General features: G+C 68.3%; 24 protein-coding genes. 10 read left to right on the forward strand and 14 right to left on the reverse strand.

Annotated features, from left to right (window positions below; genetic code table 11):
* Nucleotide 1: 1 nt before the first annotated feature.
* The 4 genes from AU072_RS23600 to AU072_RS23615 are packed head-to-tail and all read left to right on the forward strand — an operon-like array spanning nucleotide 2 to nucleotide 4,081.
* Nucleotides 2-655 (forward strand): DUF4129 domain-containing protein, encoded by a 654-nt coding sequence (locus AU072_RS23600; protein WP_064415995.1) that lies wholly within the window; start codon nucleotides 2-4, stop codon nucleotides 653-655.
* Nucleotides 652-1,800, forward strand: a complete 1,149-nt coding sequence (locus AU072_RS23605) for a DUF4350 domain-containing protein (RefSeq protein WP_064415996.1) — start codon at nucleotides 652-654, stop codon at nucleotides 1,798-1,800. Before AU072_RS23600 ends, AU072_RS23605 begins: the two co-directional genes overlap by 4 nt.
* On the forward strand, nucleotides 1,797-2,759 hold the full coding sequence (locus tag AU072_RS23610; RefSeq protein ID WP_064415997.1) for an AAA family ATPase: 963 nt from the start codon (nucleotides 1,797-1,799) through the stop codon (nucleotides 2,757-2,759). Before AU072_RS23605 ends, AU072_RS23610 begins: the two co-directional genes overlap by 4 nt.
* Nucleotides 2,759-4,081 (forward strand): DUF58 domain-containing protein, encoded by a 1,323-nt coding sequence (locus tag AU072_RS23615; protein WP_064415998.1) that lies wholly within the window; start codon nucleotides 2,759-2,761, stop codon nucleotides 4,079-4,081. Before AU072_RS23610 ends, AU072_RS23615 begins: the two co-directional genes overlap by 1 nt.
* On the opposite strand, the gene AU072_RS23620 is transcribed toward AU072_RS23615, so the two are convergent.
* Nucleotides 4,078-5,070, reverse strand: coding sequence for a stage II sporulation protein M (locus tag AU072_RS23620; protein ID WP_064415999.1), 993 nt, complete (start codon nucleotides 5,068-5,070; stop codon nucleotides 4,078-4,080). The genes AU072_RS23615 and AU072_RS23620 overlap by 4 nt on opposite strands.
* Nucleotides 5,071-5,098: 28 nt before the next feature.
* Here AU072_RS23620 and AU072_RS23625 point away from each other — a divergent pair, with 28 nt between their 5' ends.
* Entirely contained in the window at nucleotides 5,099-5,962 is an 864-nt protein-coding gene (locus AU072_RS23625; protein ID WP_064416000.1) for an RDD family protein, read from the forward strand.
* 17 nt (nucleotides 5,963-5,979) lie between these two features.
* Nucleotides 5,980-6,861, forward strand: coding sequence for an oxidoreductase (locus tag AU072_RS23630; RefSeq protein ID WP_064416001.1), 882 nt, complete (start codon nucleotides 5,980-5,982; stop codon nucleotides 6,859-6,861).
* A 52-nt stretch (nucleotides 6,862-6,913) separates the two neighbouring features.
* On the opposite strand, the gene glpK is transcribed toward AU072_RS23630, so the two are convergent.
* Entirely contained in the window at nucleotides 6,914-8,440 is a 1,527-nt protein-coding gene (gene glpK, locus AU072_RS23635; protein WP_234787757.1) for a glycerol kinase GlpK, read from the reverse strand.
* A gap of 46 nt (nucleotides 8,441-8,486) precedes the next feature.
* Here glpK and AU072_RS23640 point away from each other — a divergent pair, with 46 nt between their 5' ends.
* The gene (locus tag AU072_RS23640) at nucleotides 8,487-9,311 is read left to right on the forward strand and encodes a class I SAM-dependent methyltransferase (RefSeq protein WP_235629948.1); all 825 of its coding nucleotides are present in this window, start codon (nucleotides 8,487-8,489) and stop codon (nucleotides 9,309-9,311) included.
* A gap of 127 nt (nucleotides 9,312-9,438) precedes the next feature.
* Here AU072_RS23640 and AU072_RS23645 read toward each other — a convergent pair whose 3' ends face one another.
* From AU072_RS23645 to AU072_RS23655, 3 genes are read right to left on the reverse strand one after another with little or no spacing between them, the layout of a single operon-like run.
* Nucleotides 9,439-10,578, reverse strand: coding sequence for an acyltransferase family protein (locus AU072_RS23645; RefSeq protein ID WP_064416003.1), 1,140 nt, complete (start codon nucleotides 10,576-10,578; stop codon nucleotides 9,439-9,441).
* Between the two features lie 28 nt (nucleotides 10,579-10,606).
* Nucleotides 10,607-12,265, reverse strand: coding sequence for a catalase (locus tag AU072_RS23650; RefSeq protein WP_064416004.1), 1,659 nt, complete (start codon nucleotides 12,263-12,265; stop codon nucleotides 10,607-10,609).
* Between the two features lie 54 nt (nucleotides 12,266-12,319).
* A complete protein-coding gene (locus AU072_RS23655; protein ID WP_064416005.1) occupies nucleotides 12,320-13,120 on the reverse strand; it encodes an MBL fold metallo-hydrolase in 801 nt (266 codons plus the stop codon).
* 128 nt (nucleotides 13,121-13,248) lie between these two features.
* Between AU072_RS23655 and AU072_RS23660 the strand changes: the two genes are divergently transcribed.
* Both AU072_RS23660 and AU072_RS23665 read left to right on the forward strand, forming a co-directional pair.
* Nucleotides 13,249-14,733 carry a glutamate-cysteine ligase family protein gene (locus AU072_RS23660; protein ID WP_064416132.1) on the forward strand — a complete coding sequence of 495 codons (1,485 nt, stop codon included), beginning with the start codon at nucleotides 13,249-13,251 and terminating at the stop codon, nucleotides 14,731-14,733.
* Nucleotides 14,730-15,170, forward strand: coding sequence for a hypothetical protein (locus AU072_RS23665; RefSeq protein ID WP_064416006.1), 441 nt, complete (start codon nucleotides 14,730-14,732; stop codon nucleotides 15,168-15,170). The genes AU072_RS23660 and AU072_RS23665 overlap by 4 nt, the downstream gene beginning before the upstream one ends.
* Before the next feature lie 4 nt (nucleotides 15,171-15,174).
* Here the strand turns inward: AU072_RS23665 and egtE are convergent, their stop codons facing one another.
* The 8 genes from egtE to AU072_RS23705 form a co-directional block, all read right to left on the reverse strand.
* On the reverse strand, nucleotides 15,175-16,290 hold the full coding sequence (gene egtE, locus AU072_RS23670; protein WP_064416007.1) for an ergothioneine biosynthesis PLP-dependent enzyme EgtE: 1,116 nt from the start codon (nucleotides 16,288-16,290) through the stop codon (nucleotides 15,175-15,177).
* Entirely contained in the window at nucleotides 16,287-17,276 is a 990-nt protein-coding gene (egtD, locus tag AU072_RS23675; RefSeq protein ID WP_064416008.1) for an L-histidine N(alpha)-methyltransferase, read from the reverse strand. The genes egtE and egtD overlap by 4 nt, the downstream gene beginning before the upstream one ends.
* Nucleotides 17,276-17,965: an ergothioneine biosynthesis protein EgtC gene (egtC, locus tag AU072_RS23680; protein ID WP_064416009.1), complete on the reverse strand. Its 690-nt coding sequence runs from the start codon at nucleotides 17,963-17,965 to the stop codon at nucleotides 17,276-17,278. The genes egtD and egtC overlap by 1 nt, the downstream gene beginning before the upstream one ends.
* Nucleotides 17,965-19,305, reverse strand: a complete 1,341-nt coding sequence (egtB, locus tag AU072_RS23685) for an ergothioneine biosynthesis protein EgtB (RefSeq protein ID WP_082680992.1) — start codon at nucleotides 19,303-19,305, stop codon at nucleotides 17,965-17,967. The genes egtC and egtB overlap by 1 nt, the downstream gene beginning before the upstream one ends.
* Nucleotides 19,302-20,594, reverse strand: coding sequence for an ergothioneine biosynthesis glutamate--cysteine ligase EgtA (gene egtA, locus AU072_RS23690; protein WP_064416133.1), 1,293 nt, complete (start codon nucleotides 20,592-20,594; stop codon nucleotides 19,302-19,304). Before egtA ends, egtB begins: the two co-directional genes overlap by 4 nt.
* 121 nt (nucleotides 20,595-20,715) lie before the next feature.
* A complete protein-coding gene (locus tag AU072_RS23695; RefSeq protein WP_064416134.1) occupies nucleotides 20,716-21,315 on the reverse strand; it encodes a sensor domain-containing protein in 600 nt (199 codons plus the stop codon).
* A gap of 54 nt (nucleotides 21,316-21,369) precedes the next feature.
* A complete protein-coding gene (locus tag AU072_RS23700) occupies nucleotides 21,370-21,798 on the reverse strand; it encodes an organic hydroperoxide resistance protein (protein ID WP_174523802.1) in 429 nt (142 codons plus the stop codon).
* 143 nt (nucleotides 21,799-21,941) lie between these two features.
* Nucleotides 21,942-22,325: a hypothetical protein gene (locus AU072_RS23705; protein ID WP_082681004.1), complete on the reverse strand. Its 384-nt coding sequence runs from the start codon at nucleotides 22,323-22,325 to the stop codon at nucleotides 21,942-21,944.
* Nucleotides 22,326-22,480: 155 nt separating this feature from the next.
* Here AU072_RS23705 and AU072_RS23710 point away from each other — a divergent pair, with 155 nt between their 5' ends.
* Nucleotides 22,481-23,698 carry an oxygenase MpaB family protein gene (locus tag AU072_RS23710; protein ID WP_064416011.1) on the forward strand — a complete coding sequence of 406 codons (1,218 nt, stop codon included), beginning with the start codon at nucleotides 22,481-22,483 and terminating at the stop codon, nucleotides 23,696-23,698.
* Nucleotides 23,699-23,711: 13 nt separating this feature from the next.
* On the opposite strand, the gene AU072_RS23715 is transcribed toward AU072_RS23710, so the two are convergent.
* Nucleotides 23,712-24,806: a DUF4185 domain-containing protein gene (locus AU072_RS23715; protein WP_235629953.1), complete on the reverse strand. Its 1,095-nt coding sequence runs from the start codon at nucleotides 24,804-24,806 to the stop codon at nucleotides 23,712-23,714.
* Between the last annotated feature and the right edge of the window lie 2 nt (nucleotides 24,807-24,808).

Genomic DNA, 24,808 nt, shown 5'->3' on the forward strand with positions numbered 1-24,808 from the left:
CGTGCCGACAATAGATATCGACAGGGATGCCGCGCACGACGCTGCGCAGCGCGAGCTCGCAAAGCCGATATACCCCAAGCCTTCCCTGACCGACCGCTTCAGCGAATGGATCGACGATCTGATCTACCGGCTGGCCGCGGAGGGCGCGTCGATACCGGGCGGCTGGGTGACGATCACGGTCCTGCTGATCCTCGTGGCCATCGGAGTGGTCGCGGCGATCCGCATCGGGCGCCGGACCATGCGAACGGCCCGCGGCCACGCCGAGGCGTTGTTCGGCGAGCACGATATGACCGCCGCGCAGCATCGCGCGGCGGCCGAACAGTGCGCGACGACCGCGGATTGGGCCGCGGCCATCCGGCACCGACTGCGCGCCGTCGCCCGACAGCTGGAGGAGAGCGGTGTGCTCGACCCGGTCCCCGGCCGCACCGCAACCGAGCTCGCGCGTGACGCCGGCCGCGAACTCCCCCATCTGATAGATGAACTGTCCTCTGCGGCAACCGCATTCAACGACGTCACTTATGGCGAGATGCCGGGTACCGAGCAGGCCTACCGGCTGGTCGCCGATCTCGACGACCACGTGAGGTCACGCACTCCGGTGGCCGCCGCCACCGCTGCTGCGCCTGCCGCGACGGACGGGTGGGCCGAGGTCCGATGACAACCGACACCGCCGTGGAGCCCACGCTGCGCACACGATGGCGGGGGGCGCGCTGGATCGTGTTGGCACTGACCGTCATCGTCGCGATCGCCGTGCTCAGCGCCTATCTGACCGCGCCACGTCCCGGGGGGTGGATGGACCCGAACTCCACCGGACCGGACGGGGCACGCGCCTTGATGACGTTGCTGCGGGAGAACGGTGTCGATGTCGTCGAAGCACCTGACGTGGCCGCGGTGGAGGCGGCCGCCCGTCCCGACACCCTGCTGGTCGTGGTGCAGACCTACCACCTCGTCGACGACGCCGTGCTCCAGCGCCTCGCACGTGTACCGGGTGATCGCCTGCTGGTACAACCCAACTCACGCACCCGCGAGGCCCTGGCGCCTGAGGTGAAGCTGATTGGGGCCACCACGTTCGGCGGTGGCGAGCGCCCGGACTGTGATCTTCGGGAGGCCACCCGCGCCGGGGCCGTGCAGTTCAGCGTGAGCGACGCCTACGAGGCCTCCGGTGAGGACATCGACCTGACCCGCTGCTACGAGGGCGCATTGGTCCGCTACGCCGCCGATGGCCGGAATATCACGCTGGTCGGCGATTCCGGGTTCATGACGAACCGCGGATTGCCCAAGGCGGGTAACGCGGCACTCGCGATGAACCTCGCAGGCACGAACCCGCGAATGATCTGGTACGCGCCGCAGTTCACCGAGGGCGAATCCGACGGTGCGGCAAGCCTGTTCGACCTCGCACCCGACCACGTGAGCTGGGTGATGTGGCAGCTGGTCGCGGTGGTCGTGCTGCTGGCGCTCTGGAAGGGCCGCCGCATCGGTCCACTGGTCGCCGAACGCCTGCCCGTCGTCGTGCGAGCCTCCGAAACCGTGGAGGGACGCGGCCGGCTCTACCGCTCGCGTCGTGCCCGCGACAGTGCGGCAGACGCGCTGCGCACCGCGGCGCTGCAGCGCATGCAGCCCCGCCTCGGTCTGGGCGTCAACCCCGACCCGGCCGCGCTGGTCCAGGCCGTCGCCGCGCACAGCGGTGTCCATCCCCAGACGGTCGCGCACATCTTGTTCGGTCCGCCGCCCGGCGACGACGCCGAACTGGTCAATCTCGGACGCGCACTCGACAACATCGAAAGGCAGGTCGCACACTCGTGACTCAGGCAGGCGGAAACGATTCCGCGCGAACCGCATTGCTGGCGCTTCGCGCCGAGATAGCCAAGGCGGTCGTCGGACAGGACGCCGTCGTCAGCGGACTGGTGATCGCGCTGCTGTGCCGCGGTCATGTTCTCCTCGAGGGAGTTCCCGGCGTCGCCAAGACGCTGCTGGTGCGCACGCTGGCCTCGGCGCTGCAGCTGGACTTCAAACGCCTGCAGTTCACGCCCGATCTGATGCCCGGTGATGTCACCGGCTCACTGATCTACGACGCACGCACCGCCGAATTCGAGTTCCGGTCCGGACCCGTCTTCACCAACCTGCTGCTCGCAGACGAGATCAACCGCACGCCACCCAAGACGCAGGCCGCCCTGCTGGAGGCCATGGAAGAACGTCAGGTCAGCGTGGAGGGCCAAGCGCGTCCCCTTCCGGATCCGTTCATCGTTGCGGCCACCCAGAACCCGATCGAGTACGAGGGCACCTACCAACTGCCGGAGGCGCAGCTGGACCGTTTCCTGCTCAAACTCACCGTGCCGCTGCCGACACGCGAGCAGGAGGTCGCGATCCTGAATCGGCATGCGCACGGCTTCGACCCCAGAGATCTGTCCGACGTGCGGCCCGTCGCGGGAGCGGCGGAGTTGGCCGCTGGCCGGGCCGCCGTGCGCCAGGTCCTGGTCGCCGACGAGGTGCTCGGCTACATCGTCGACATCTGCGCCGCGACAAGGCATTCGCCGTCGCTGCAGCTGGGAGTTTCACCGCGCGGGGCGACCGCTCTGTTGGCGACGGCCAGGTCGTGGGCGTGGCTGTCGGGGCGCAACTATGTCACCCCCGACGACGTGAAGGCGATGGCCCGTTCGACGCTGCGTCACCGCATCCAACTGCGGCCGGAGGCCGAGTTGGAAGGCGTCACACCCGACGGCGTGCTCGACGGGATCCTCGCGGCAGTACCGGTGCCGCGCTAGTGATCCTCACCGGACGCTCCGCGCTGGTCGCACTGGTCTGCGTCCTGCCGATCGCGGTCTCTGAACGACCGGCGTCCACGTTCGCCGTCCTGCTCGCTGCGCTCGTCGTCCTGATCGCGCTCGACGCCGCGCTGGCCGGCAACACCCGAAGCGTGCGGTTCACCCGGTCCGGTGACACCACCGCCCGGCTGGGCCAGGACGTCACAGTGGCGCTGCTGATCGAGAACGCCGGCAGACGCCGGGTCAAGGGCGTCGTGCGCGACGCGTGGCCGCCGAGCACGCGGGCCCATCCGCGTGTTCATCCGGTGAACCTGGCTGCGGGTCAACGACGTCGAGTCGAGACGACATTGCGGCCGGTGCGACGCGGCGACCAGGAATCATCGTTGGTGACGGTTCGTGCGACCGGGCCGCTCGGGTTGGCCGGACGGCAGAGCTCGCACCGGGTGCCGTGGCGGGTCCGGATTCTGCCGCCGTTCCTGTCGCGCAAGCACCTTCCCTCGCGGCTGGCCAAACTCCGCGAACTGGAAGGCAATACACCGGTCCTGATTCGGGGACAGGGCACGGAGTTCGACTCGCTGCGTGAATACGTGATCGGCGACGACGTCAGGTCGATCGACTGGCGCGCCTCTGCCCGCCGCGCCGACGTGGTGGTCAGGACGTGGCGCCCGGAACGGGACCAGCGTGTGGTGATCGTGCTCGACACCGGTCGCACCTCGGCGGGCCGCGTCGGTGTCGATCCCACCTCCAACGACCCGTCGGGGTGGCCGCGGCTGGACTGGTCGATGGACGCCGCGCTGCTGCTGGCCGCGCTGGCCTCGCGCGCGGGTGACCACGTCGACTTCCTGGCTCACGACCGCGTCACCAGGGCCGCGGTGTTCAACGCCTCGCGTACCGACCTTCTGGCTCAGCTGGTCGCGGCGATGGCGCCGATCGAGCCGGCGCTGATCGAATCGGACGCGGGCGCGATGGTTGCCGCGGTGCTGCGCCGCGTCCGCAGGCACGCGCTGGTGGTGTTGCTCACCGACCTGAACGCGTCGGCGCTGGACGAGGGCCTGATGACCGTGCTTGCGCAGCTGACGGCCAAGCACGCGGTGCTCGTGGCCGCGGTGGCCGACCCCCGGGTCGAGGCGCTTGCCACCGGCCGCGCCGACGCCGCGCAGGTCTATGACGCGGCGGCAGCCGAACGGGCGCGCAACGAGCGGCGTGCCATCGGGTCTCGGCTGCGGCGCCGCGGCGTCGACGTGGTCGACGCCGCACCCGAGGAGTTGGCACCCGCCTTGGCCGACCATTACCTGGCGTTGAAGGCCACCGGCCGGCTCTAGCCGATCGGTACGACGTCGGGCGCGTCCTCGACGTCTCCGGTCTCACCGGCCCGTTCGGCCTTACGCCCGTAGTAGAAGATGTAGCCGAGGAACGCGATCTCGGCGGCCACACCGATGGCGATGCGCGCCGCCGTCGGTAACGGCGAGGGCGTCACGAGCGCCTCGATGAGACCGGAGATCAACAGGATCGCCACCAGCCCGCCGGCCACCGCGCCGATCGCACGGCCCTGCTCGGCGAGCACCTGTCCGCGGGGCCGGTCACCCGGTGAGATCACGTTCCAGCCCAGCCGCATCCCCGCCCCGGCCGCCAGGAACACCGCGGTCAGTTCGAGCAGCCCGTGCGGCGTGATCAGGCCGAGGAAGATGTCGCCTTTGCCCGCACCGAACATCAAACCCGCCGCCACCCCGAGGTTGGCGGCGTTCTGGAGAATCACGTAGGGAATCGGGATGCCGAGCAGAATCGCAAAACCGAGACACTGCAACGCAATCCAGGCATTGTTCACCCAAACCTGCAATGCGAACGAGCCTGCCGGGTGCTCGCTGTAGTACGCCGCGAAGTCGTTGTTGACCATCTGGTCGATCTCGTCGGCCGTTCCGATCATCGCTCGCACTTCCGGGCTGCCCGAAACCCACACCGCGATCAGGGCGGCCAGCACGAAGAACGCAAAGGCGGTGCTCAGCCACCACCACCGCGACCGGTAGGCGACGACCGGGAACGACACCGTCCAGAACCGCAGAAACTCACGCCACAGCGGGGCGTGGGCGCCCGTCACCGCGGCTCGCGCCTGCGCGACCAGCCCCGAAAGCCGGCCGATGACCACCGGGTCCGCGTTCGCGGTGCGCACGATCGACAGATGCGTCGACACACGCTGGTAGAGGTCCACCAGCTCGTCGACTTCGGGGCCGGTGAGCTGTCGACGCCGCTTGATCAGGTGCTCGAGCCGGTCCCACGTCGCACGGTGCGCGAGCACGAACGCGTCGACATCCACGCGCGCAATCCTAGTAGCGTTGACGGTTATGGTCTGGCAGCAGGAACCCGTCGTAACCGGTGACGCGGTGGTCCTCGACGTCCAGATCGCGCAGCTTCCGGTGCGCGCCGTCGCCGCTCTGATCGACATCACGGTCGTGTTCCTGCTCTACCTGATCGGCATCCTGCTCTTCAGCCTGACGCTGACCCAGTTGGACCCGGCGTTGTCGGCGGCCGTGCTGATCATCTTCACCGTGCTCGCCCTGCTGGGATATCCGCTCGTGTTCGAGACCGCGACCCGGGGGCGTTCCCTGGGCAAGATGGCGATGGGCCTTCGGGTGGTATCCGAAGACGGTGGCCCAGAACGGTTTCGGCAAGCGTTCTTCCGCGCGTTGTCCGGTGTGATCGAAATCTGGATGCTGGCCGGCGGTCCTGCGGTGATCAGCAGCCTGTTGTCGGCCAAAGGAAAGCGGCTCGGGGACATCTTCGCGGGGACCATCGTGATCAGCGAGCGCACACCGCGGATGTCGCCTCCACCGCCGATGCCGCCGCAGCTGGCCTGGTGGGCGTCATCGTTACAGCTCTCCGGGCTGCACCCGGAGCAGGCCGAGCTGGCACGCCAGTTCCTCGGCCGCGCAGCCCAATTGAATCCGGCGGTGCGAGATCAGATGGCGTATCGCATCACCGCCGACGTCGTCGCGCAGATCTCACCGCCCCCGCCTCCCGGGACACCGCCGCATCTGGTGCTCGCAGCGGTGCTGGCCGAGCGCCACCGCCGTGAACTCGCGCGGCTGCAGGTGGCGCCCGCACCGCCGCCATGGCCCAGTCCCCCGCCGTCCGCGAGCGGGTATCCCGCACCGCCGCAGCAACGTTCGACCCCATCTGATCCCGGCGGCTTCGCGCCACCGGGCTGAGGGTGTACAGATTGAGTATGCAAACCTTCCCGCTGGGCCCGTTCCGTGTCGGCCGCGTCGGCTTCGGCGCCATGCAATTGCCGGGTCCGGGTGTGTTCGGCCCTCCGCGCGATCGTGAGCAGGCGCTGGCCGTGCTTCGGCGGGTGGTCGAACTCGGCATCAACCACATCGACACCGCGCAGATCTACGGTCCGAATGTCGCGAACGAACTGATACGCGAGGCGCTGCATCTGTACCCCGCGGACCTGGCACTGGTCAGCAAGGTCGGCGGCGTACGCGGACCCAACGGCGAGTGGCTGCCCGCCCAGGACCCCGACGATCTGCGCAGGCAACTCGACGAGAACCTCGCCACGCTCGGCACCGACCGCCTGGCCGCGGTGAACCTGCGCGTCTTCGCCGACGACGGCATCAGCACGCCCACCCGCGTGGAGAACCGGGAACTGTTCGATCGTCAACTCACGGCGATGATGAAGGCTCGCGACGAGGGGTTGATCGGCGGCATCGGGCTGAGCAGCATCAGTGCCGAGCATCTGCAGGTCGCGCTGGACCGCACCGGGATCGTCTGCGTACAGAACGCCTACAACCTCATCGACCGCAGTTCGCAGCCGGTCCTCGACGCGTGCATCGAGCACGGCATCGCGTTCGTGCCGTTCTTCCCGCTGGGCTCGGCGTTCTCACCGGACAACCCGGTGCTCGGGCATCCGGCGGTCAGGCGGGAGGCCGAGAAGCTCGGCCGCACACCGGCGCAGATCGTGCTCGCGTGGACGCTGAACGTCGCACCGAACGTGCTGCTGATCCCGGGCACGTCGTCGGTGGCCCATCTCGAGGAGAACACGGCCGTCGCCGACATCGAACTCGACGACGAAACCATATGCGACCTCGACGCCGCCGCATCCTGAGCGGTTTGTGCACCTCGAGGTGCGCTCGCCGCTCCTGAACTCACACAAATAGCTATTCGACGTCGACCCAGTCCAGCGTCCGCTGCACCGCCTTCTGCCAACCGGCATAACCTGATTCGCGCTGCTCCTCGCTCCACGCCGGCGTCCAGCGTTGACCTTCCTGCCAGTTGGAGCGCAGGTCGTCCGCATCCTCCCAGAACCCGACCGCCAGGCCGGCGGCATACGCCGCACCCAGGGCCGTGGTCTCGGCGACGACCGGCTTGACCACGTCGACACCGAGCACGTCGGCCTGGATCTGCATGCACAGATTGTTGGCGGTGATGCCGCCGTCGACCTTGAGTACCTCCATGTGCACACCGGAGTCGGCCTCCATCGCGTCGACGACGTCGCGGCTCTGGTAGCAGATCGCCTCCAACGTCGCGCGGGCCAGGTGCGCGTTCGTGTTGTACCGCGACAGCCCGACGATCGCCCCGCGCGCATCCGAACGCCAGTACGGTGCAAAGAGTCCCGAGAACGCGGGCACGAAGTAGACCCCACCGTTGTCCTCGACCTGACGCGCAAGGGCCTCGCTCTGCGACGCGCCGCTGATGATGCCCAGCTGATCACGCAGCCATTGCACCGCTGAACCGGTGACCGCGATCGAACCCTCCAGAGCGTAAACGGGTTTCGCGTCACCGAACTGGTAACAGACCGTGGTCAACAGGCCGTTCTCCGACCGGACGATCTTCTCGCCGGTGTTGAGAAGCAGGAAATTGCCTGTGCCGTAGGTGTTCTTGGCCTCCCCGGCGCTCAGACACACCTGCCCGACCATCGCCGCCTGCTGGTCACCGAGCGCACCGGTCAGCGGCACCTGACCGGCAACGGGCCCGTCGTCGCGGGTGATGCCGTAGGACTCGGGGCATGACGACGGCTTGATCTCGGGCAGCATCTGACGCGGAATGCCGAAGAACGACAACAGCTCGTCGTCCCAGTCGAGCGTTTCCAGGTTCATCAGCATGGTGCGGCTGGCGTTGGTGACGTCGGTGACGTGCATCCCGCCGCGGGTTCCCCCGGTCAGGTTCCACAGCACCCAGGAGTCCGGCGTACCGAACAGCGCGTCACCGTTCTCGGCGTCGCGGCGTACCCCGTCGACGTTCTCCAGGATCCATTGCACCTTGCCACCGGAGAAGTAAGTCGCGGGCGGCAGGCCGGCCTTGCGGCGGATGACGTCGCCGCGACCGTCGCGGTCCAGGGCCGAGGCGATGCGGTCGGTGCGGGTGTCCTGCCAGACGATCGCGTTGTAATACGGTCTGCCGGTCCGCTTGTTCCACACCAGCGCCGTCTCGCGCTGGTTCGTGATGCCGAGCGCGGCGAGGTCGGTTGCCGACAGGTTCGTCTTGTTGAGCGCGGACATGATGACCGCCGCGGTGCGCTCCCAGATCTCGACGGGATTGTGCTCGACCCACCCCGCCTTGGGCAGGATCTGCTCGTGCTCGAGCTGATGGCGGCCGATCTCGGCGCCGCCGTGGTCGAAGATGATGCATCTGGTGCTCGTGGTGCCCTGGTCGATCGCGGCGACGAACTCGGCATTCTGAGCCAACGCGCACTCCCCTCTTTGCTGCGGTCCGTCGTCCATCATGGACTACATGGCCGAAAAGCCCGCCGGGATTGAATCCGGAACGCCGAGCGCATCCGCGATCGACCGCATGCCGCGCGGCGGGCCCGACGCGTCATGCCTGGACCGCCTGTTGCAGACCGATCGGCTCGAGTACCTGGACCGCGACTCCGACTCGCCCTCCGATGCCGAGCGCAAGCGCAGCGTGATCCGCGCGCTCGAGATGACCGGCGGATGGTTCGGCAACACCGAGCGGTTCGCAGAAATCGCGCTCGCCGAGGTCGAAGAGGTCGCGGACCCGAGGATTCTCGAGCTCGGCGCGGGCCAAGGCGGGTTGTCCCGCACGCTGCTCGACTGGCACCCCTCTGCGGAGGCGACCGTCACCGATGTGGATCCGGCGGCCGTTGCGGCGATGGCCGCCGGCGACCTCGGTGCGCATCCACGCGCAACGGTTCGCGCAATGGACGCCACGGCGATCGACGCCCCCGACGCCTCGTTCGACCTCGCGGTCTTCGCTCTGTCGTTTCACCACCTGCCGCCGGCCGCGGCCGCGCAGGCGATGTCGGAAGGCACCCGGGTCGCCGGCAAGCTGGTCATCATCGATCTCCCCCGCCCACCGTCGCCGCTGCATCTCGTGCGCCTGGCGACGCTGCTGCCGCTCGTGCCGTTGCTGCCGTTCGTACACGACGGCTTCATCAGCTCGCTGCGCTCCTACAGTCCGTCGGCGCTGCGCGCACTGGCCGCGTACGCCGACCCCACGATCGAGGTCGAACTACGTGGCGGACTGTTGAGCCCTCAGGTCGTGGTGGCTCAGCGCCGCACCCCGGATCCGTTGCGACCGAACGGCCAACGCTGATAGCCGAGCTCGATGAAGGCGTCGAGCACGTCGTACAGACCCGGATGCCGCGCCAACAGAGACCCAATCATCCTCACGCGGAGGGTGATACCCCACTTCTCGTATGCCAAACGTCGGTCGCTGCGGGTCAGCTCCGCGGGCGGGTGAGCCGATGTAGAAGCCACGCAACCGGAATCGTCAAGGCCAGGGTCACGACGAACAGCACCGCCACCGAACCGGTGTACACGCGCCACTGCAGCACCGACACCATCGCGATCTCCATCACGATCACGTGCAACAGGAAGATCTCGTAGGAGATCTCGCCGAGCCACACCATCGGTCTGCTGCTGAGTAGCCCTGCGTACCAGCCTTTGTCACCGAGGGCCAACGGCGCGACAACCAGCGTCGCGATCGCCGCATAGAACATCACCTTGGCGACGTCCTGTCCGAGGTCGAGCGCGGGCGCGTCGACGCGTCCGGCGATCGGCGTCGACACCACCAGATACATCGCCACCGCGAGCGGCAGCGCGATCAGTGCGTAACACCGAAAGCCCGTGCGCGCCAGCACACTGAGGGTCATCCCGCCGACGAACCACACCAAATAGTGCGGCAGCCACAACCCTGCGCCGTTGGGCAGCCAATCCGTCGTGTGGATGATGATGAGCCACAGGGGGCTCAGCGCACCGAGCACCGCCAGTGCGGCCAACAGCACACCGGGGCGCCACCGGCGCCGGCACAGCACGACCAGCAGCAGGTAGGCCAGCACCGGCAGCACGGCGTAGAACGCCACTTCGACCGCGAGACTCCACATCTGGGTCAGCCCTTGATGCATGTAGGCCGTGATGTAGTTGGGACTGTAGATCTGGGTGAGCGTGAGGTTGCGCACCAGGCCGTGCCAGGTGTGGCCGGGATTGGGTTCGATGGTGCGGAACTCGTACAGCGCAAACGCCAGCAGCACCGTCACCACGTAGGCCGGCATGATGCGCCGCAAGCGGTTTCGCGCATACCGACGCGTCCGTGGCGGGGCGGCGCCGCTCGCCGCGGCCCGCACCCATCCATTGAACAGCAGGAAGCCCGACAGCACGAAGAAGATCGCCACGCCGATCTCCATACGCGCGAACACCAGTCCGACGTATCCCCGGTTGTAGGCGCCGGTGCCGTATGCGGCGTGGGTGGCCATCACCAACAGCGCTGCGACGGCCCGGATGCCCGTCAGCGACGCGACGCGGTCGACCCTCGAGACCTGTTCCAGACCACCCTGGTCGAGGTCGCCCGGTGACGAACTCACCCGGCCAGTATGCCGGTACAAAGCCCCGTTACGTGGCCATCACCACGCGTTCGTTCGGGACACAATGCGTCATCTGCAACCCCTCGACGTCACGCGGGCCGTTCTTGCCGAGGTGCTGGCGACGCCGTTCCTCGTCCTCTGAAAGCGTCTGAGATTTCAGCGGTTCCAGGTCGCGCACATCGTCGACCGAAATGCCGAGGCCTTCGCCGACCCGCAAGCCGAGTTCGTCGTCGCACATGAAGAAGTGCCACACCATCCGCTCCTGCACCTCGCGGGTGGCCTCGGAGATGTTGGTGACGAAATTGTTGACCAGGTCGTCCTTTTCCCATTGGTCCATCAACTGATAGCGCTGCCCGGCCTGCTCGTAGTCGTTGGTGCGCGGTATGCGTTTACGCGTCAGACGTCCCGAGATCTCCGGGCCCACGTCGTCGGGAATGGGTGCGGAGGCTTCACGCAGGCCCCCGGTGATCGACGGCTCGTAGTTCACATGGGGATTGGTCCCGACGTTGTCGACGCCGTACTGCATCGGGCCGCCCTGCTGGTTGGTTGCGACCTTCGCGTTCTTCGGCCGGTTGACGGGCAACTGCAGGTAGTTGGGTCCGACGCGGTAACGCTGGGTGTCCGAGTAGGAGAAGGTTCGACCGACCAGCATCTTGTCATCGGAGAATTCCAGCCCGTCCACCAGCACACCGGTGCCGAGCGCCAACTGCTCGTTGTCGTTGAAGAAGTTGTCCACGTTGCGATTCAGGACCATGCGGCCGACGAGCTGCGGCGGGAAGTCGTTCTCCGGCCACACCTTGGTGTCGTCGAGCGGATCCCAGTCGAGCTCGGGATGGTCGTCGTCGCTCATGATCTGGACCAGCAGTTCCCACTCTGGGTAGTCGCCGCGTTCGATCGACTCGTAGAGATCCTTGGTGGCGCTGCCCAGTTCGGTGGCTTGCACGGCGGCCGCGTCCGCCTCGGTCAGGCTCTTGACCCCCTGCTTGGGCATCCAGTGGTACTTGACGAGGTGACTTTGCCCCTCGGCGTTGACCCAGCGGTACGTGTTGACCCCGAAACCCTGCATGCTCCGGTAGTTGGCGGGGATACCGCGGGGTGAGAACAGGTTCACGATCATGTGCATGCACTCGGGGGTCTGCGACATGAAGTCGAAGATGCGCGCCGGCTCCTGATGGTGGGTGACAGGATCCGGCTTGAGTGCGTGAATGACGTCGGGAAACTTGATCGCGTCGCGGATGAAGAAGACGGCAAGGTTGTTGCCGACCAGGTCCCAGTTGCCGTCCTCGGTGTAGAACTTCACCGCGAAGCCGCGCGGATCGCGGGCCACCTCCGAGGAGTCCCGGCCACCGATGACGGTCGAGAACCGGATCGCGAGGTCGGTGCGCTTGCCGGCGGTGTTGAACAGCTTGGCTCGGGTGTAGCGCTCGATCGGCTCGTCACCCCACTTGCCGGTCGCCTCGAAGTACCCGAATGCCACCGCGCCGCGGGCGTGGACCACCCGTTCGGGGATGCGTTCCCGGTCGAAGTGGCTCATCTTCTCCAGGAAGTGGTAGTTCTCCAGCGTCGCCGGCCCGCGGGCGCCGATGGTGCGCTGGTTCTGGTTGTCGTAGATCGGGTGACCTTGGCGGTCGGTGAGGATCTCGCGGGTGTCGTCGGGGTCAGGGGGCATCGAGGAGACGTCGGTCATCAGAGGTCCTTCCGGTTTGTCGCTAGCCTGGCCGCCTACCCACCGGTGCCGCGATTAAACGGTGACCGAGGAACCGCGTTCCAATTCGACGATCCGGTCGGACAGGCCACGGCGCTTCATCTCGTCGACGAAGTCGGACAGCGGGGACGCGAACACCCCGTAGTCGTCGAAATGCACCGGGATCATCCTGGGAAGGGTCAGCAGTTCGACGACGTCGGCGCCCTGTTGGCCGTCCATCGTCACGGTCAGCCCGAACGGAAGGTGCCTGCCGAACGGCAGCCGGGTACCGCCCAGATGCAGCACGCCGACGTCGATCGATTCGAATCGCACTGGTATTTCCCGCAATTCGTCGACAAACAGGGTGTCGCCGGAGACGTAGAGGCTGCGGCGGGCAGTGCCGTCGGAGAATTCGATCATGCTGCCCATCACCGGCGGCAGGAAGCGGTCGACCGGCGTGGGCGCGTGACGGCCGGGCAGGCTCGTGACGGTGACGCTCACCGTTCCCTTGGTGATCGTGTGGTGCTGCCAGGTCTCGAGCGCCAACGACCTGCCGAAGCCCCGGTGGGCCAGCCGTTTGGCGGCGTGCGGTGTGGTCAGAATCGGAAGACCGTGGTCGAGGCGGCTCTGTGTCACCCGGTCCCAGTGATCGCCGTGCATATGTGACAGCACCACCGCGTCAAGGGCGGGCAACTGGTCGATGTCGAGTGCCGGTCCTTTGAGCCGCTTGGACAGGAGCCCGTATCCGAGGTACGCGTGCTGGCCCCGGTGCAGGAAGTTCGGGTCGGTCAAGAGGGTTATGCCACCGCCCGAGATCAGCGTGGTGGCGTTGCCGATGAAGGTGACGGTGACGTCCATCGCCCCTGGCTACCCGTCGCGACCGCGTTTATGCGCGCTCGTCTCCGGCGAGCGACCGCTCAATGTTCGCGAATCGCGGCGTGTCCAGGTGCAGACGCGGACGCTCGCCGACGATGGACAATGGCGGGGTGGGCGAGGAAGTGAAGGGCACCGGCTACAGCGGCGCGCACCGCCGGGAGTACCGCCGCAAGGTGCAGCAGTGCCTCGACGTCTTCGAGACCATGCTCACCCAGTCGAGCTTCGACTTCGAGCGGCCGCTGACCGGCATGGAGATCGAGTGCAATCTCGTCGACTCGGCCTACCAGCCCGCGATGAGCAACGCCGAGGTCCTGCGCGCGATCGCCGATCCGGCGTACCAGACCGAACTGGGCGCCTACAACATCGAATTCAACGTGCCGCCGCGCCGATTACCCGGGCGTGCCGCGCTCGACCTGGAGAACGATGTCCGGGCGAGCCTCAACGCGGCCGAGACGAAGGCCGGCCGCCACGACGCGCACATCGTGATGATCGGCATCCTGCCCACGCTGCTGCCCGAACACCTCGCGGGACGCTGGATGAGCGAGTCGACGCGGTATCAGGCGCTCAACGACTCGATCTTCACCGCCCGCGGCGAGGACATCCTGATCGACATCGTCGGACCGGAGCGGCTGAGCCTGCAAACCGCCTCCATCGCGCCGGAGTCGGCGTGTACGAGCATGCAGCTGCACCTTCAGGTGTCGCCGGCCGACTTCGCGCAGAACTGGAATGCCGCTCAGGTACTGGCCGGTCCGCAGGTGGCGCTGGGCGCCAACTCGCCGTACTTCTTCGGCCACGAACTGTGGGCCGAGACTCGCATCGAGCTGTTCGCCCAGGCCACCGACACCCGACCGGACGAACTCAAGGCGCAGGGCGTCCGCCCGCGGGTGTGGTTCGGCGAACGCTGGATCACGTCGATCTTCGATTTGTTCGAGGAGAACGTGCGCTACTTCCCGTCGCTGCTGCCCGAGCTGTCCGAGGAGGACCCGGTTCGTGAGCTCGCCGAGGGTCGCACCCCCAGGCTGTCTGAGCTCCGGCTGCACAACGGCACCATCTACCGGTGGAACCGGCCGGTGTACGACGTCGTCAACGGCCGTCCGCATCTGCGCGTGGAGAACCGCGTGCTGCCGGCCGGCCCGACCGTCGTCGACATGATGGCCAACGCCGCCTTCTACTACGGCACGCTGCGCACCCTGTCCGAGGACGACCGGCCGCTGTGGACGAAGATGAGTTTTGCTGCCGCACAACACAATTTCGTCGAGGCCGCCCAGCACGGCATGGATTCCCGGTTGTACTGGACCGGCTTCGGCGAGGTGACGGCCGACGAGTTGGTACTGCGCGAACTGCTACCCATGGCCGACGAGGGCCTGCGCCGTTGGGAGGTCGCAGCCGAGGTGCGCGACCGGTATCTCGGGGTCATCGAGGGACGCGCCAAGACCGGCCGCAACGGCGCCACCTGGCAGGTCGCGACGGTGCGCGCGCTGCAGGAGCGCGGTATGGCGCGGCCCGCCGCGCTCGCGGAGATGCTGCGCCGATACTGCGAACGGATGCACAGCAACGAACCGGTACACACCTGGGACGAGGGATTCGACGAGTGAGAGCGGTCTGGCTGCCATTGCTGGTGCTTGTCGCGTTGGCGGCCGGGTGCCACGGCGGTCAGCAGGCGCGCGCGGACACGGTCGAGGCCGGGCTGGATCGCCCGTTCGTGCTCGCCGGCGGGCAGCAAGCCGAGATCACCGGTGAGCCGCTGCGGCTGCGGTTCACCGAGATACCGGAGGATTCGCGGTGCCCCACCGAGGTCGAGTGCTTCTGGACCGGCCAGGCGCGAGTCGTCGTCGTGGTCGACGACGAGCGGTCCGGCGAGCAGACCGTCGAGTTCAACACCAACCCGGCGCCCGGGCAGAACCGTCAGACGGTGCAGACCGGCGATTACGCGCTCACGTTGCAGGCGCTCGACCCGTATCCCCGTACACCCGAGGACGTTCCGCCGCTTTCGGAGTACCGGGCGACGCTGCTGGTGCACCGGACCGGCTGACGGCTCACCCGGCGGCGGCCAGGGCCTCGGCGAACCGGGCGAGTTCCTCGTCGGTGACGTCGACGTGCGGGGAGGCCCGCAGCACCGGCGCCGTCATCTCGAACGGAGCGCGCTGCACATCGGCAAACGTGGTGACGATGCGGTGTTCGGCGATCAGCCAGTTGCGGATCTTCTGCGGGTCGGCGCCATCGGTGGGGGCCAACGTGGTGATCGCGGTCGGTTCATCGTGCGGCTCGACGACCCGCCATCGGTCGAGGCCGGCCACCGCGTCGCGGGTCATCCGGCCCACCTCCGCCAGCCGGGTCCGCACCGCGGCGGGCCCGTCGGCCAGATGTTCGCCGAGTGCTACCGAAAAGCCCACGCGGGCAGCGACATTGGCCTCCCCGTGCTCCAAGCGCTGCAAAACGGACGAAGGCAGGTTCCACTCCGGGGGCGGTAGCCGTGGTTGCAGCCGCTGAGCGAGCTCCCGGTGGATACCGAGGAATCCCACGCCGCGCGGCCCGGCGATCCACTTACGGGAGGAACCGTAGATCGCCGCGGGCGTGACCGCGCAGTCCAGGTGTCCCAGCGCCTGGGCGGCGTCGACGACCAGCGGCACACCGAGTTCTGCGCATGTGGCGGCCAGCGCCGACAGCGGCTGCGCCAGACCGCGGTGGCTGGCAAGCGCCGTCAAATGCACCAGCGCCGGCGGGTCGGCGGCCAACTGGCGCGCGGCCGCCGCGACGTCGAGCCGCCCGTAGCCGTCGGCGGGCAGGGCGCGGACGGCAAAACCGTTGGCGGCCATGATCGCCAGGTTCGGCCCGTATTCGCCGGGCAGACACGCCGCGGTCCGGTCTCCGGGCCACGCGCCGAGCAGCAGGTCGAGCGCATTGTTCGCGCCGGTGGTGAACACAAAGTCGGTGCTGGCCAAACCGGTCAGCGCGGCGAGTGCGGCGCGCCCGGCGTCGAGCACCGGTGCGGCGGCCTCGGCCGCGACGTAACCGCCGACTTCGGCTTCGTGGCGCGCGTGCTGGCCGGCGGCGTCGATCGCTGCGACGCTCTGACGCGAACAGGCGCCGCTGTCAAGGTGCACTCCGGCCACCGCCGGGCGGGCCGCCCGCCACCGATCTGCAAGGCTCATTTCGTGGCCAGCGACAGGCCGAAGTCACCGGCGGCGTCGGTCCACCAGTGGGTCATCCGAAGCCCGGCGGCGGCGAGCTCGGCTTCGACGCCCGCGCGCCGGAACTTGCAGGACACCTCGGTGAGCATCGCCTCACCGGCGGCGAACTCGACGGTCAGCCCGAGATCGCGCACGTGCACCCGCTGCGCTTCGGTGGCGCGCAGCCACATCTCGATGCGTTCATCGGCGGCGTTCCACACCGCGACGTGTTCGAACTTCTCGAGGTCGAAATCGGCGTCCAGTTCACGGTTGACGACGGCGAGCACGTTGCGGTTGAAGCGCGCGGTCACGCCCGCGCTGTCGTCGTAGGCGCGCAGCAGACGGTCGGCGTCCTTCACCAGATCGGTGCCGAGCAGCAGGCTGTCACCGGGTTGCAGGGTGTCGGAGAGGGCGGAGAGGAATTCGGCGCGCGGGCCTGCGGTGAGGTTGCCGATCGTCGAGCCGAGGAATGCGACCAGGCGGCGCCCGACGCGGGGGATCTTGTCCAGGTGCTTCTCGAAATCCCCGCAGACGGCCTCGATCTCGAGGCCGGGATACTCGTCTGCAAGCGCCGCGCCCGCGGCGACCAGCACACCCGCGTCCACGTCGAACGGGATGAACCGGCGCAACGAGCCGCGGTCACGTAGCGCGTCGAGCAGCATGCGGGTCTTCTCCGATGTGCCGCTGCCCAATTCCACCAGGGTGTCGGCGCGGCAAGCCGCCGCGATGTCGGCCGATCGGTTTCTGAGGATCTCGGCCTCCGCGCGCGTCGGGTAGTACTCCGGCAGCCGCGTGATCTGGTCGAACAGGTCGCTGCCGACCGAATCGTAGAACCATTTGGGCGGCAACGACTTCGGGCTCGATGTCAAACCGTCGAACACGTCCCGGCGCAGCGCGTTCGCTGCCGAGTCGGGCGAAAGGTGGTTCGACAACGACAGCGTGCCCGCGTGATCGGATCCCCGCGCCATCAGGCTCCCTTCAATGCGGCCAGTTGCACTCCTGACGACGTGACCTCGACGAGGTGCCGGTCAGGGATCTCCTCCCAGGCGGGATCGTCGTCGTAGGGTTCACTGGCCAACACGACGCCGTCGCGGCGTCGCAGCACCGACAGTGTGTCGCCCCATGTCGTGGCGATCAGTCGTGACCCGTTGCCCGCCAGGATGTTCAGCCGGGCGTTCGGATCTGCCGCGGCGACGTCGACGATGGTCTCGCCCAGCGAGTCCAGTCCCCGGTCGAAGATGAGCGCGGCGAGCAGGGCGCTGTCGTTGGTCGACTCGGCGGCGGGCGACAGCGGCAGCGCCCGGCGGTCGACCAGCCCGTTGTGGGAGAGCAGCCAGCGCCCGTCGGTGAACGGCGCCACCGCGCTCGCCTCGATCGGCATGCCGACGCTCGCAGACCGCACCGCGGCGACGATACAACCGCTGCGCAACGCGGGTGCGACCGAGGCGAGCGAGGCATCCCCCCACATCGGCGTCGCACTGCGCCAGCGCCGCGGCGTCTGACCGTCGAAGAAGCCCACACCCCACCCGTCGGCGTTCATCAACCCGTGCTTCTGCCTGCGGGGTGAATACGATTGCACGAGAAGACCGTTGGCGGGCTCGAGGATCAGCGACGCCGCCGAGGCCGGTTCACCGAGCCACCCGAGATGCCGGCACATCAACGGTTCTCTCTTCGCGCAAGCGGCTCATCGCCGGCATTCTCTCTTCGCGCAAGCGGCTCATCGCCGGCATCCCAGGCCAGTCGCACGCCGGAGAAGATCTGGCGCCGGATCGGGTGGTCCCAATTGCGGAAACTGGGCCGCAGGATACTGGCCGCGACCGCCCACGATCCGCCGCGGAGCACCTTGTAAGCACCCTCGAAGAAGGGCTGTGAGTAGCGTTCGTAGATCATCGGCGTGAATCCCGGCCACGGGCGCAGCGGCGACGTCGTCCACTCCCACACGTCGCCCAGCATCTGCTCGGCGCCGTAGGCGGAGGCCCCGCCCGGGTAGGCGCCGACGGGCGCGGGACGCAGCGCGTCGCCGCCGAGATTGGCCAGGGCAGCCGTGGGTTCGGTTGCGCCCCAGGGGTATCGGCGACGTGCTCCGACCGCCGGGTCCCACGCACAAGCCTTCTCCCATTCCACCTCGGTGGGCAGCCGGGCGCCCGACCACGCGGCGTATGCCTCGGCTTCGAAGAACGTGACGTGCTGGACCGGCTCGTCGTCGGGGATCTCCTCGACGTGGCCGAACCGGGTGCGGGTGGCGTCCGGATTCCAGAACTGTGGCGCGGTCAGACCTGCTTCGGTTCGGTGTGCCCAACCGCGCTCCGACCACCACCGGGGCTCGTCGTAGCCACCGTCCTCGATGAACTGGCGCCATTCGCCATTGGTGACCGGGACGCGTCCGATACGGAAGGCGGGCACGTCGACGACGTGTGCGGGCCGTTCGTTGTCCAGCGAGTACGGTTCGGTGGCCGCGTCGACGCCGAGGACGAACTCGCCGCCGGGCACCAACACCGATGTGCCCGCGACGTCGGGGCGGCCTTCGGGAAGCGCAGTTCCGGTGTCGAGCAACGGAGGCCCGCTTCGCAGGTTCAGCGCCTGCAGCATGGTCTCGTCGTGCTGGTTCTCGTGGCTGATCACCAGGCCGAACGCGAAACCGGGCTCATCGTCGGGTAGGACGTCCAGCGTGTCGAGCACCTTGTCCCGCACCGTCGCGCAATACGCCCTGGCATCCGACGGCGGGAGCAGCGGCAAGTTCACGCGGCTGGCGCGGGAGTTGACGAACGCGTCGTAGAGACGTTCGACGTCGGGGCGCAGCATGCCGGGCCGGTCCGGGTTTCCCTCGCGCAGCAGCCACAGCTCCTCCTGCTGCCCGATGTGCGCGAGGTCCCACACCAACGGGCTCATCAGCGGGCTGTACTGGCGGCCCAGCTCCGCGTCGTCGAAGTCGACGAGGCGCAGCGTGCGCCGGCGTGCCCGGGTGAGTTCGCGCGCGATGGTTTCGCGAGGTGTCACAGTTCCCCTCGTGCCAGTTGCGTGACCGCGGGCGCGATCCCGTGTTGTGCGGCGCGGTCCCGGAAATCGTCGGCCGGACAGCGTCCCTGTTCGACCGAACGCACGAGCCGTTGCATCGATTCCGCGAGCTCTGCGGGCGCGCGTTCCGCGGCCGCCCGCACACATCGTTGCGCGGCGGCGCGCAACCGGGGGTCGGCCAGGCCGACGTGAGCGGCCTGATCCCAGGCGGTGGCAACGGGTTCGGTGGCTTCGGCGGCGATTTCGGCCGCCGTCGGGTCATCCAGGAGGGTGACCAACGTGAACGCGACCGCCGGCCACACCGCGTCCGGCACGCTGTCGAGATAGCGGATCTCCAGCCACTGCCGCGGGCGGACCGGAGGAAACAGCGTGGTCAGGTGGTAGTCGAGGTCGGCAGCGGTGGGACGGCGGCCGCCCAGCGCGACCCGCCCGTCGGCCCAGTCGGCGAACGGCACCCAGTCGGTGACCGGTTCGGCGTCGGCGTCGGCGTGGTTGACGAGCATCACCGGAGCGTTGAGCGCGTACCGGGCCCAATCACTGGCCGGGTCCTCGCCGTTCTCGCCGAGGATCGGGCCGCAGCGGGCCGAATCCAGCTGGCTCCACACGCGTTGCCGCGTCGACTGCCAGCCGGGGTCGTCGCCGCTCAGCACCGGCGAATTCGCGGTGATCGCGATCATCGTGGGGCCGAGCGCATGCGCGAGCCGGACGCGGTCCGCCCACCCCTCGTGTGGGCCCGCATCGAGGTTGACCTGCACCGAAGCCGTCGAGGTCATCATCGCCGCACCCGCGGCGGGAGTGCCGCTGGCCGCGAAGAAGGCCTCCATCGCGCGATAGCGCGCGCCCGGGTTGACGCGCTGCGCCGGCCGCAGCGGATCTGCGCCCAATAACACCAACCCGAACCCGGCGCCCGCGAACGCAGCGCAGAGCACGGCGCGGTCAGCGACCATCGCCTCGATCGCTGAGAGCGGGCCCGCGAGCGGCGGACCGGACAGTTCGACGGCGCCGCCCGGTTCGACGGTGACCCTGCTGCCGCCCGGTAGGGGTGGCAGGCCGGCGATGGCGGCGGTGAGCTCATCCCAGCGGGGCCTGCGCGCGGGATCGGTCAGATCGAAGCAGTGCGCCTCGATCTCGAGGCCCACCCGGCCCACCGGGCCGTCCCGCAGGCACCCGGCGCCGACCTGGCGAGCGGCGGCATCAGCGCTGGTCAGCTCGGCGCAAGGACTCCGCGGCGGGTGCGCGTCCGCCACCTCGGACGCGATGGTGAAGGTCATCCCAACCATCCCCTTCCGGGAGTGGACCGCTGCCCCTTCAACCATCATCCAGACGGGACCGACAAATCCAGCGTTTTTTGGATGACGCCTTCGTTACGAGGATCTCCAACCCCGCCCCGGGTTACTGGCCGAGGGTGTTCTGCATCGCCCCGGCCAGCGCATTCACCGCCGGGCCACCGTTGCCGGACTGACAGACCTTCGCCTGCAGCAGGACGTTCTCGCGCTTGCGAGTGGTGGTGAAGCAGCGCCGGTCGGTGCCCGCCTCCTGTTTGACCCAGTCGGCATCGGTGGCCGTGGTGGGCCCGCCGGTGAAGGTCCACACCTGGGTCGTGAAGTTGTCCAGGTGCATCGCGGTGGTCTGCCCGTTGCAGCCGGCCGTGCGGTCGACGACACGACGGAAGGCCCGATCGGCGGCGTCGGTCGTCGCGAACACCCCGACCGCTTGTTTGACCAGATGCGTCGCATCCGTCGGCGACTCCTGGGTCACCGCGCCGTTGAACGATGCGAGATCGGGGTCGGCGTAGACGTCGGGCAGGCCGATGTCCGCCCAGTTGTTGCACGCAGGAAGGTCGACCGAGAAGGTCTGCACCGGCTCTGCGAACAACGACTCGAATCGCATTGTCGCGCCGACGATATTGCCCACCGAGCCCTTCGGGAGCACGGCGTAGTTGACCACGCCCGGATCGGATGGGCGCGCTGCGGCGGGGCCGGCGGGTGCCATGACCGACAGCCCGATGGCCACGCCGACGCCCGCCGCGGCGACCGTCCGCACCGGTCAGACCTTCGCGGACAACTTGACTTCGATGTTGCCGCGGGTGGCCTTCGAGTACGGGCAGAAGTCGTGCGCTTTGGCCATCAGGTCGTCGGCCACGCTCTGCTCGAGGCCGGGCAGGTAGCCGATCAGGTGAGCCGTGAGCCCGAACCCGCCCTCGGAGTCCGGTCCGAAGCCGACCTGCGCGGTGATCGAGGTGGCTTCGTCGATGTCGATCTTGTTGTTGCGGGCCTGCAGCCGCAGTGCGCCGAGGAAGCATGCCGCGTAACCCGACGAGAACAGCAGTTCGGGGTTGACGCCCTCGCCGCTGCCGCCGAGCTCCTTGGGCGGGCGGGTGTCGAGATCGATCTTGCCGTCGGAGGAACGGACGTGGCCGTCACGGCCGCCTCCGGACGCGGTGGACTCTGCGGTGTACTTGACCTCAATGCTCATGGGCTCGATCATGCCAGCCCACGCGTAGACGGCAAGACGCCCGTCCCGCACCGGGTATCGGCGCTGGTGTGCACTCAGATCGCCGGTTCGGCCGATTCACGGCCCATTGTCGATCTGAGTGCACACCAGAAGGGGGGATGGCTTTACGGACGCGACGGCGCCGTCGTGGTCGGAGCCTCGGGGGACTGCGGCGGCTGGAACCGCGGGCCGTCGGCGCCCGGCCCGAACGGCGGTCGCTGACCCGGTCCGCCCGGCATCATCGGGCCTCCCGGCGGCGGTCCACGATGGAAGATCGCGACGTCGCGATCGTGGCCGCCGTGATGGCCGCCGCGGTGGTGGCCGCCTCCCGAGTGCGCACCGAGGATGAAACCGGAGAAGAAGATCACCGCGACGATGAACACGACACCGGCGGCAATGCCGACCCATGCGGCAGCGGCGCCGAGCTTGGAGCGGCGCGGGGTCAGGTGATCAGGGTGGGGTCCCGCGACCACGGGGGTGGTGGCCGGTTCGGATGGTGTTTCGGTCATGGCTGCCATCATGCGAGCCGTTTCGATGAGCCCGTCATGTGGCACCTATGAGTCGGCTGTGAAAGCGGTCGCCGGTCCGCCGATTGACACCGCTCAGGCCGCGGAATAGCTTCGACTACACGCGTTGTCAGTTGCCGGAAGGGAAGCCAGAGACCATGCAGCGCCCGATCCCGACGCGTCACCCGGAGCGGCCTCGCCCCGTCCCGGCCGGCATCCGCGTCATCGCCAAGGCGCTGGCCATCGGCGAGCCCACACCGGCGCAGTGGCGCAGGCTGGGTGAGCGGCTGACCGTCGGGGACGAACCGATGGACCGCCTCGTCGAGTGGATGTCAGGCGTCGGCGTGAAGCAGACCCGCCCGTTGTTCGACCGGGCGCTCACCTACGGAATCGACGCGGTTCCCGACGCCCCGGAACCGTTGCGCGAATTCTTCACGGCCGTGGAGAAGCTGCCCGACTGGGTCGACCCGGTGAAACTGCGCCGCGGTGCGCAGGCGCTGCGTCGTGGCGGCGCCGACGGCATGTACGTCGCACGTGACGTGTCACTGCTCGGCGGCTACCAGTTCTCGGGTTTCAACAAGACGCTGTTGCGCACCGGCGCCCTGGAGAAGGGTTCGAACAAGCGCTTCGCCGAGACGATGCAGTGGGCGATGGACGTCATCTCCGACGGTGGTCTCGAGCACCTGGGCGCCGGTTACCGGTCCACCCTTCGGGTTCGGCTCATCCACGGACTGGTGCGCCGCCATGTGTCCGCGATGCCCGACTGGCGCGCCGACGACTGGGGCGTCCCGATCAACCAGACCGATATGGCGGCGACGCTGATCGGCGCGCTGGTCGCACCTGCCGTCGGCGTCGTGGGGATGGGAATCGTGTTGCGGCCGAAGGACTATGACGCCGTCGCACACTTGACCCGCTATGTCGGATGGTTGATGGGCGTGGAGGACGAGTGGCTGCCGCGCGGGTTCCGCGACAGCATCCGGGTGCTCTATCACACCCTGGGCGCGCTCGCCGAACCCGACGAGTCGTCGAGGCAGCTGGCGGTTCCGATGGCCGACGACCCGATGATCTGGCACTACGACACGATGCCCGCGATCCGGCGTCGTATCGCACGGGCCCAACATCTTTCGGTCACCAGCGGCTTTCTGGGGCCGCGGACGATGCGCGCACTGGGCCTGCGCCCCCATCTGCCGTGGTATCCGGTGCTGCGGCTACCGGTGAACCTGACCCGCAGTGTGGCCGCGGTCGCCCTGCCCGGCGGTATCGCGAGGGCAACCGCGCGCGGCGACCGCGAGCACCAGGTGTTGATGCGCACGATCATCGGCGACGACGGCGCCACCATCGGCGAGTCAGCCGAGCACGGCAGCACCGTCGCCTGACCCGGTGTTATGACTACGGCTTGAACGGGTTGACCGCGAACTGGATCACCCGGTACGGCGACCCGCCGCGCGGTCCGGTGTTCCACTGACTGACGAACACCCGCACCTCGTCGAGCGTCGATCCCGGTGAGATGTAGCCGCCGTACGGTTGGGCCAGGCGGTTGCTCTCCGGTGGCCCGAGATGGTCTGCCGGGTCGGGCCATTCGGAGGCCACGACGACGGTCGTCACCGGCGCGGTGCCCAGCCCGGTGGGGTCGTTGGCCACCCGCATCTCCATGTTCCCGGTGGTGGCGTTGAAATACGACAGCACGGTTTTCCCGTCGATCTGGCGGATGCTCATCTCGCCGACCGCGTCCGGCCACAGCGGTGTCGGCGGACTGCCCCACCCGGAATCTGCCGACCAGCCTTGCCAACTCGACCGGTCCTCGAACTCCTGCGGCGTGGCCCGGTACAGCTCCAGCGGCGCGCTGCGGTCGAAATTGTTGGCCACGATGTAGACCCACCCGGTTTCGGAGTCGGCGCGCGGGATCGGGTCGTAGTAGCCGCTGATCTGCGACTGCCTGCCGTCGGCATAGGAGGCGGGACGCTCAGAGTCCGGCAGCGTGGGCCAATTACCTTGCGCCGGGTCGGCTTTCACCAGCCGTGAGCTTTGCGGATCAAGCTCCCGCACGGTGGTGACCATCAGGTAGTTCTGCCGGTTGATCTGGACGACGCCCGCCGGCAGTTGCGACATGCCCGGTGGCGTCGGATCGGCCAACAGCGGGCGGTCGGTTCCGGTCACACCGTCGTAGCGCACGCCGCCCGGGTCGCCGATCGACTCCGTCTCGACGTGCAATGCGATCGGCGAGAACCATCCCCCGTAGCCGACCCCCTGCCCGGCGAAACTGTCGCCGCACACCTGCAGGATGCCGCTGGGAAACTCCATGAACTCGCACAGATCCGTGGCCCCGATACCGTAATCACGTGTCGGAGTTCCGGTTCCGGCCGTCGGACCGATCCTGATCACCTGCCCGGGCGCCAGCGGCGGCAACACGGGATCGGGGATCGGCGCGGGCTGGGCGAAAGCCCATGGCGCCGCGACGAGACCCAGCGCCGAGACCGACGAAATGG

Source organism: Mycolicibacterium novocastrense (assembly GCF_001499835.1).
Lineage (GTDB): Bacteria > Actinomycetota > Actinomycetes > Mycobacteriales > Mycobacteriaceae > Mycobacterium > Mycobacterium novocastrense.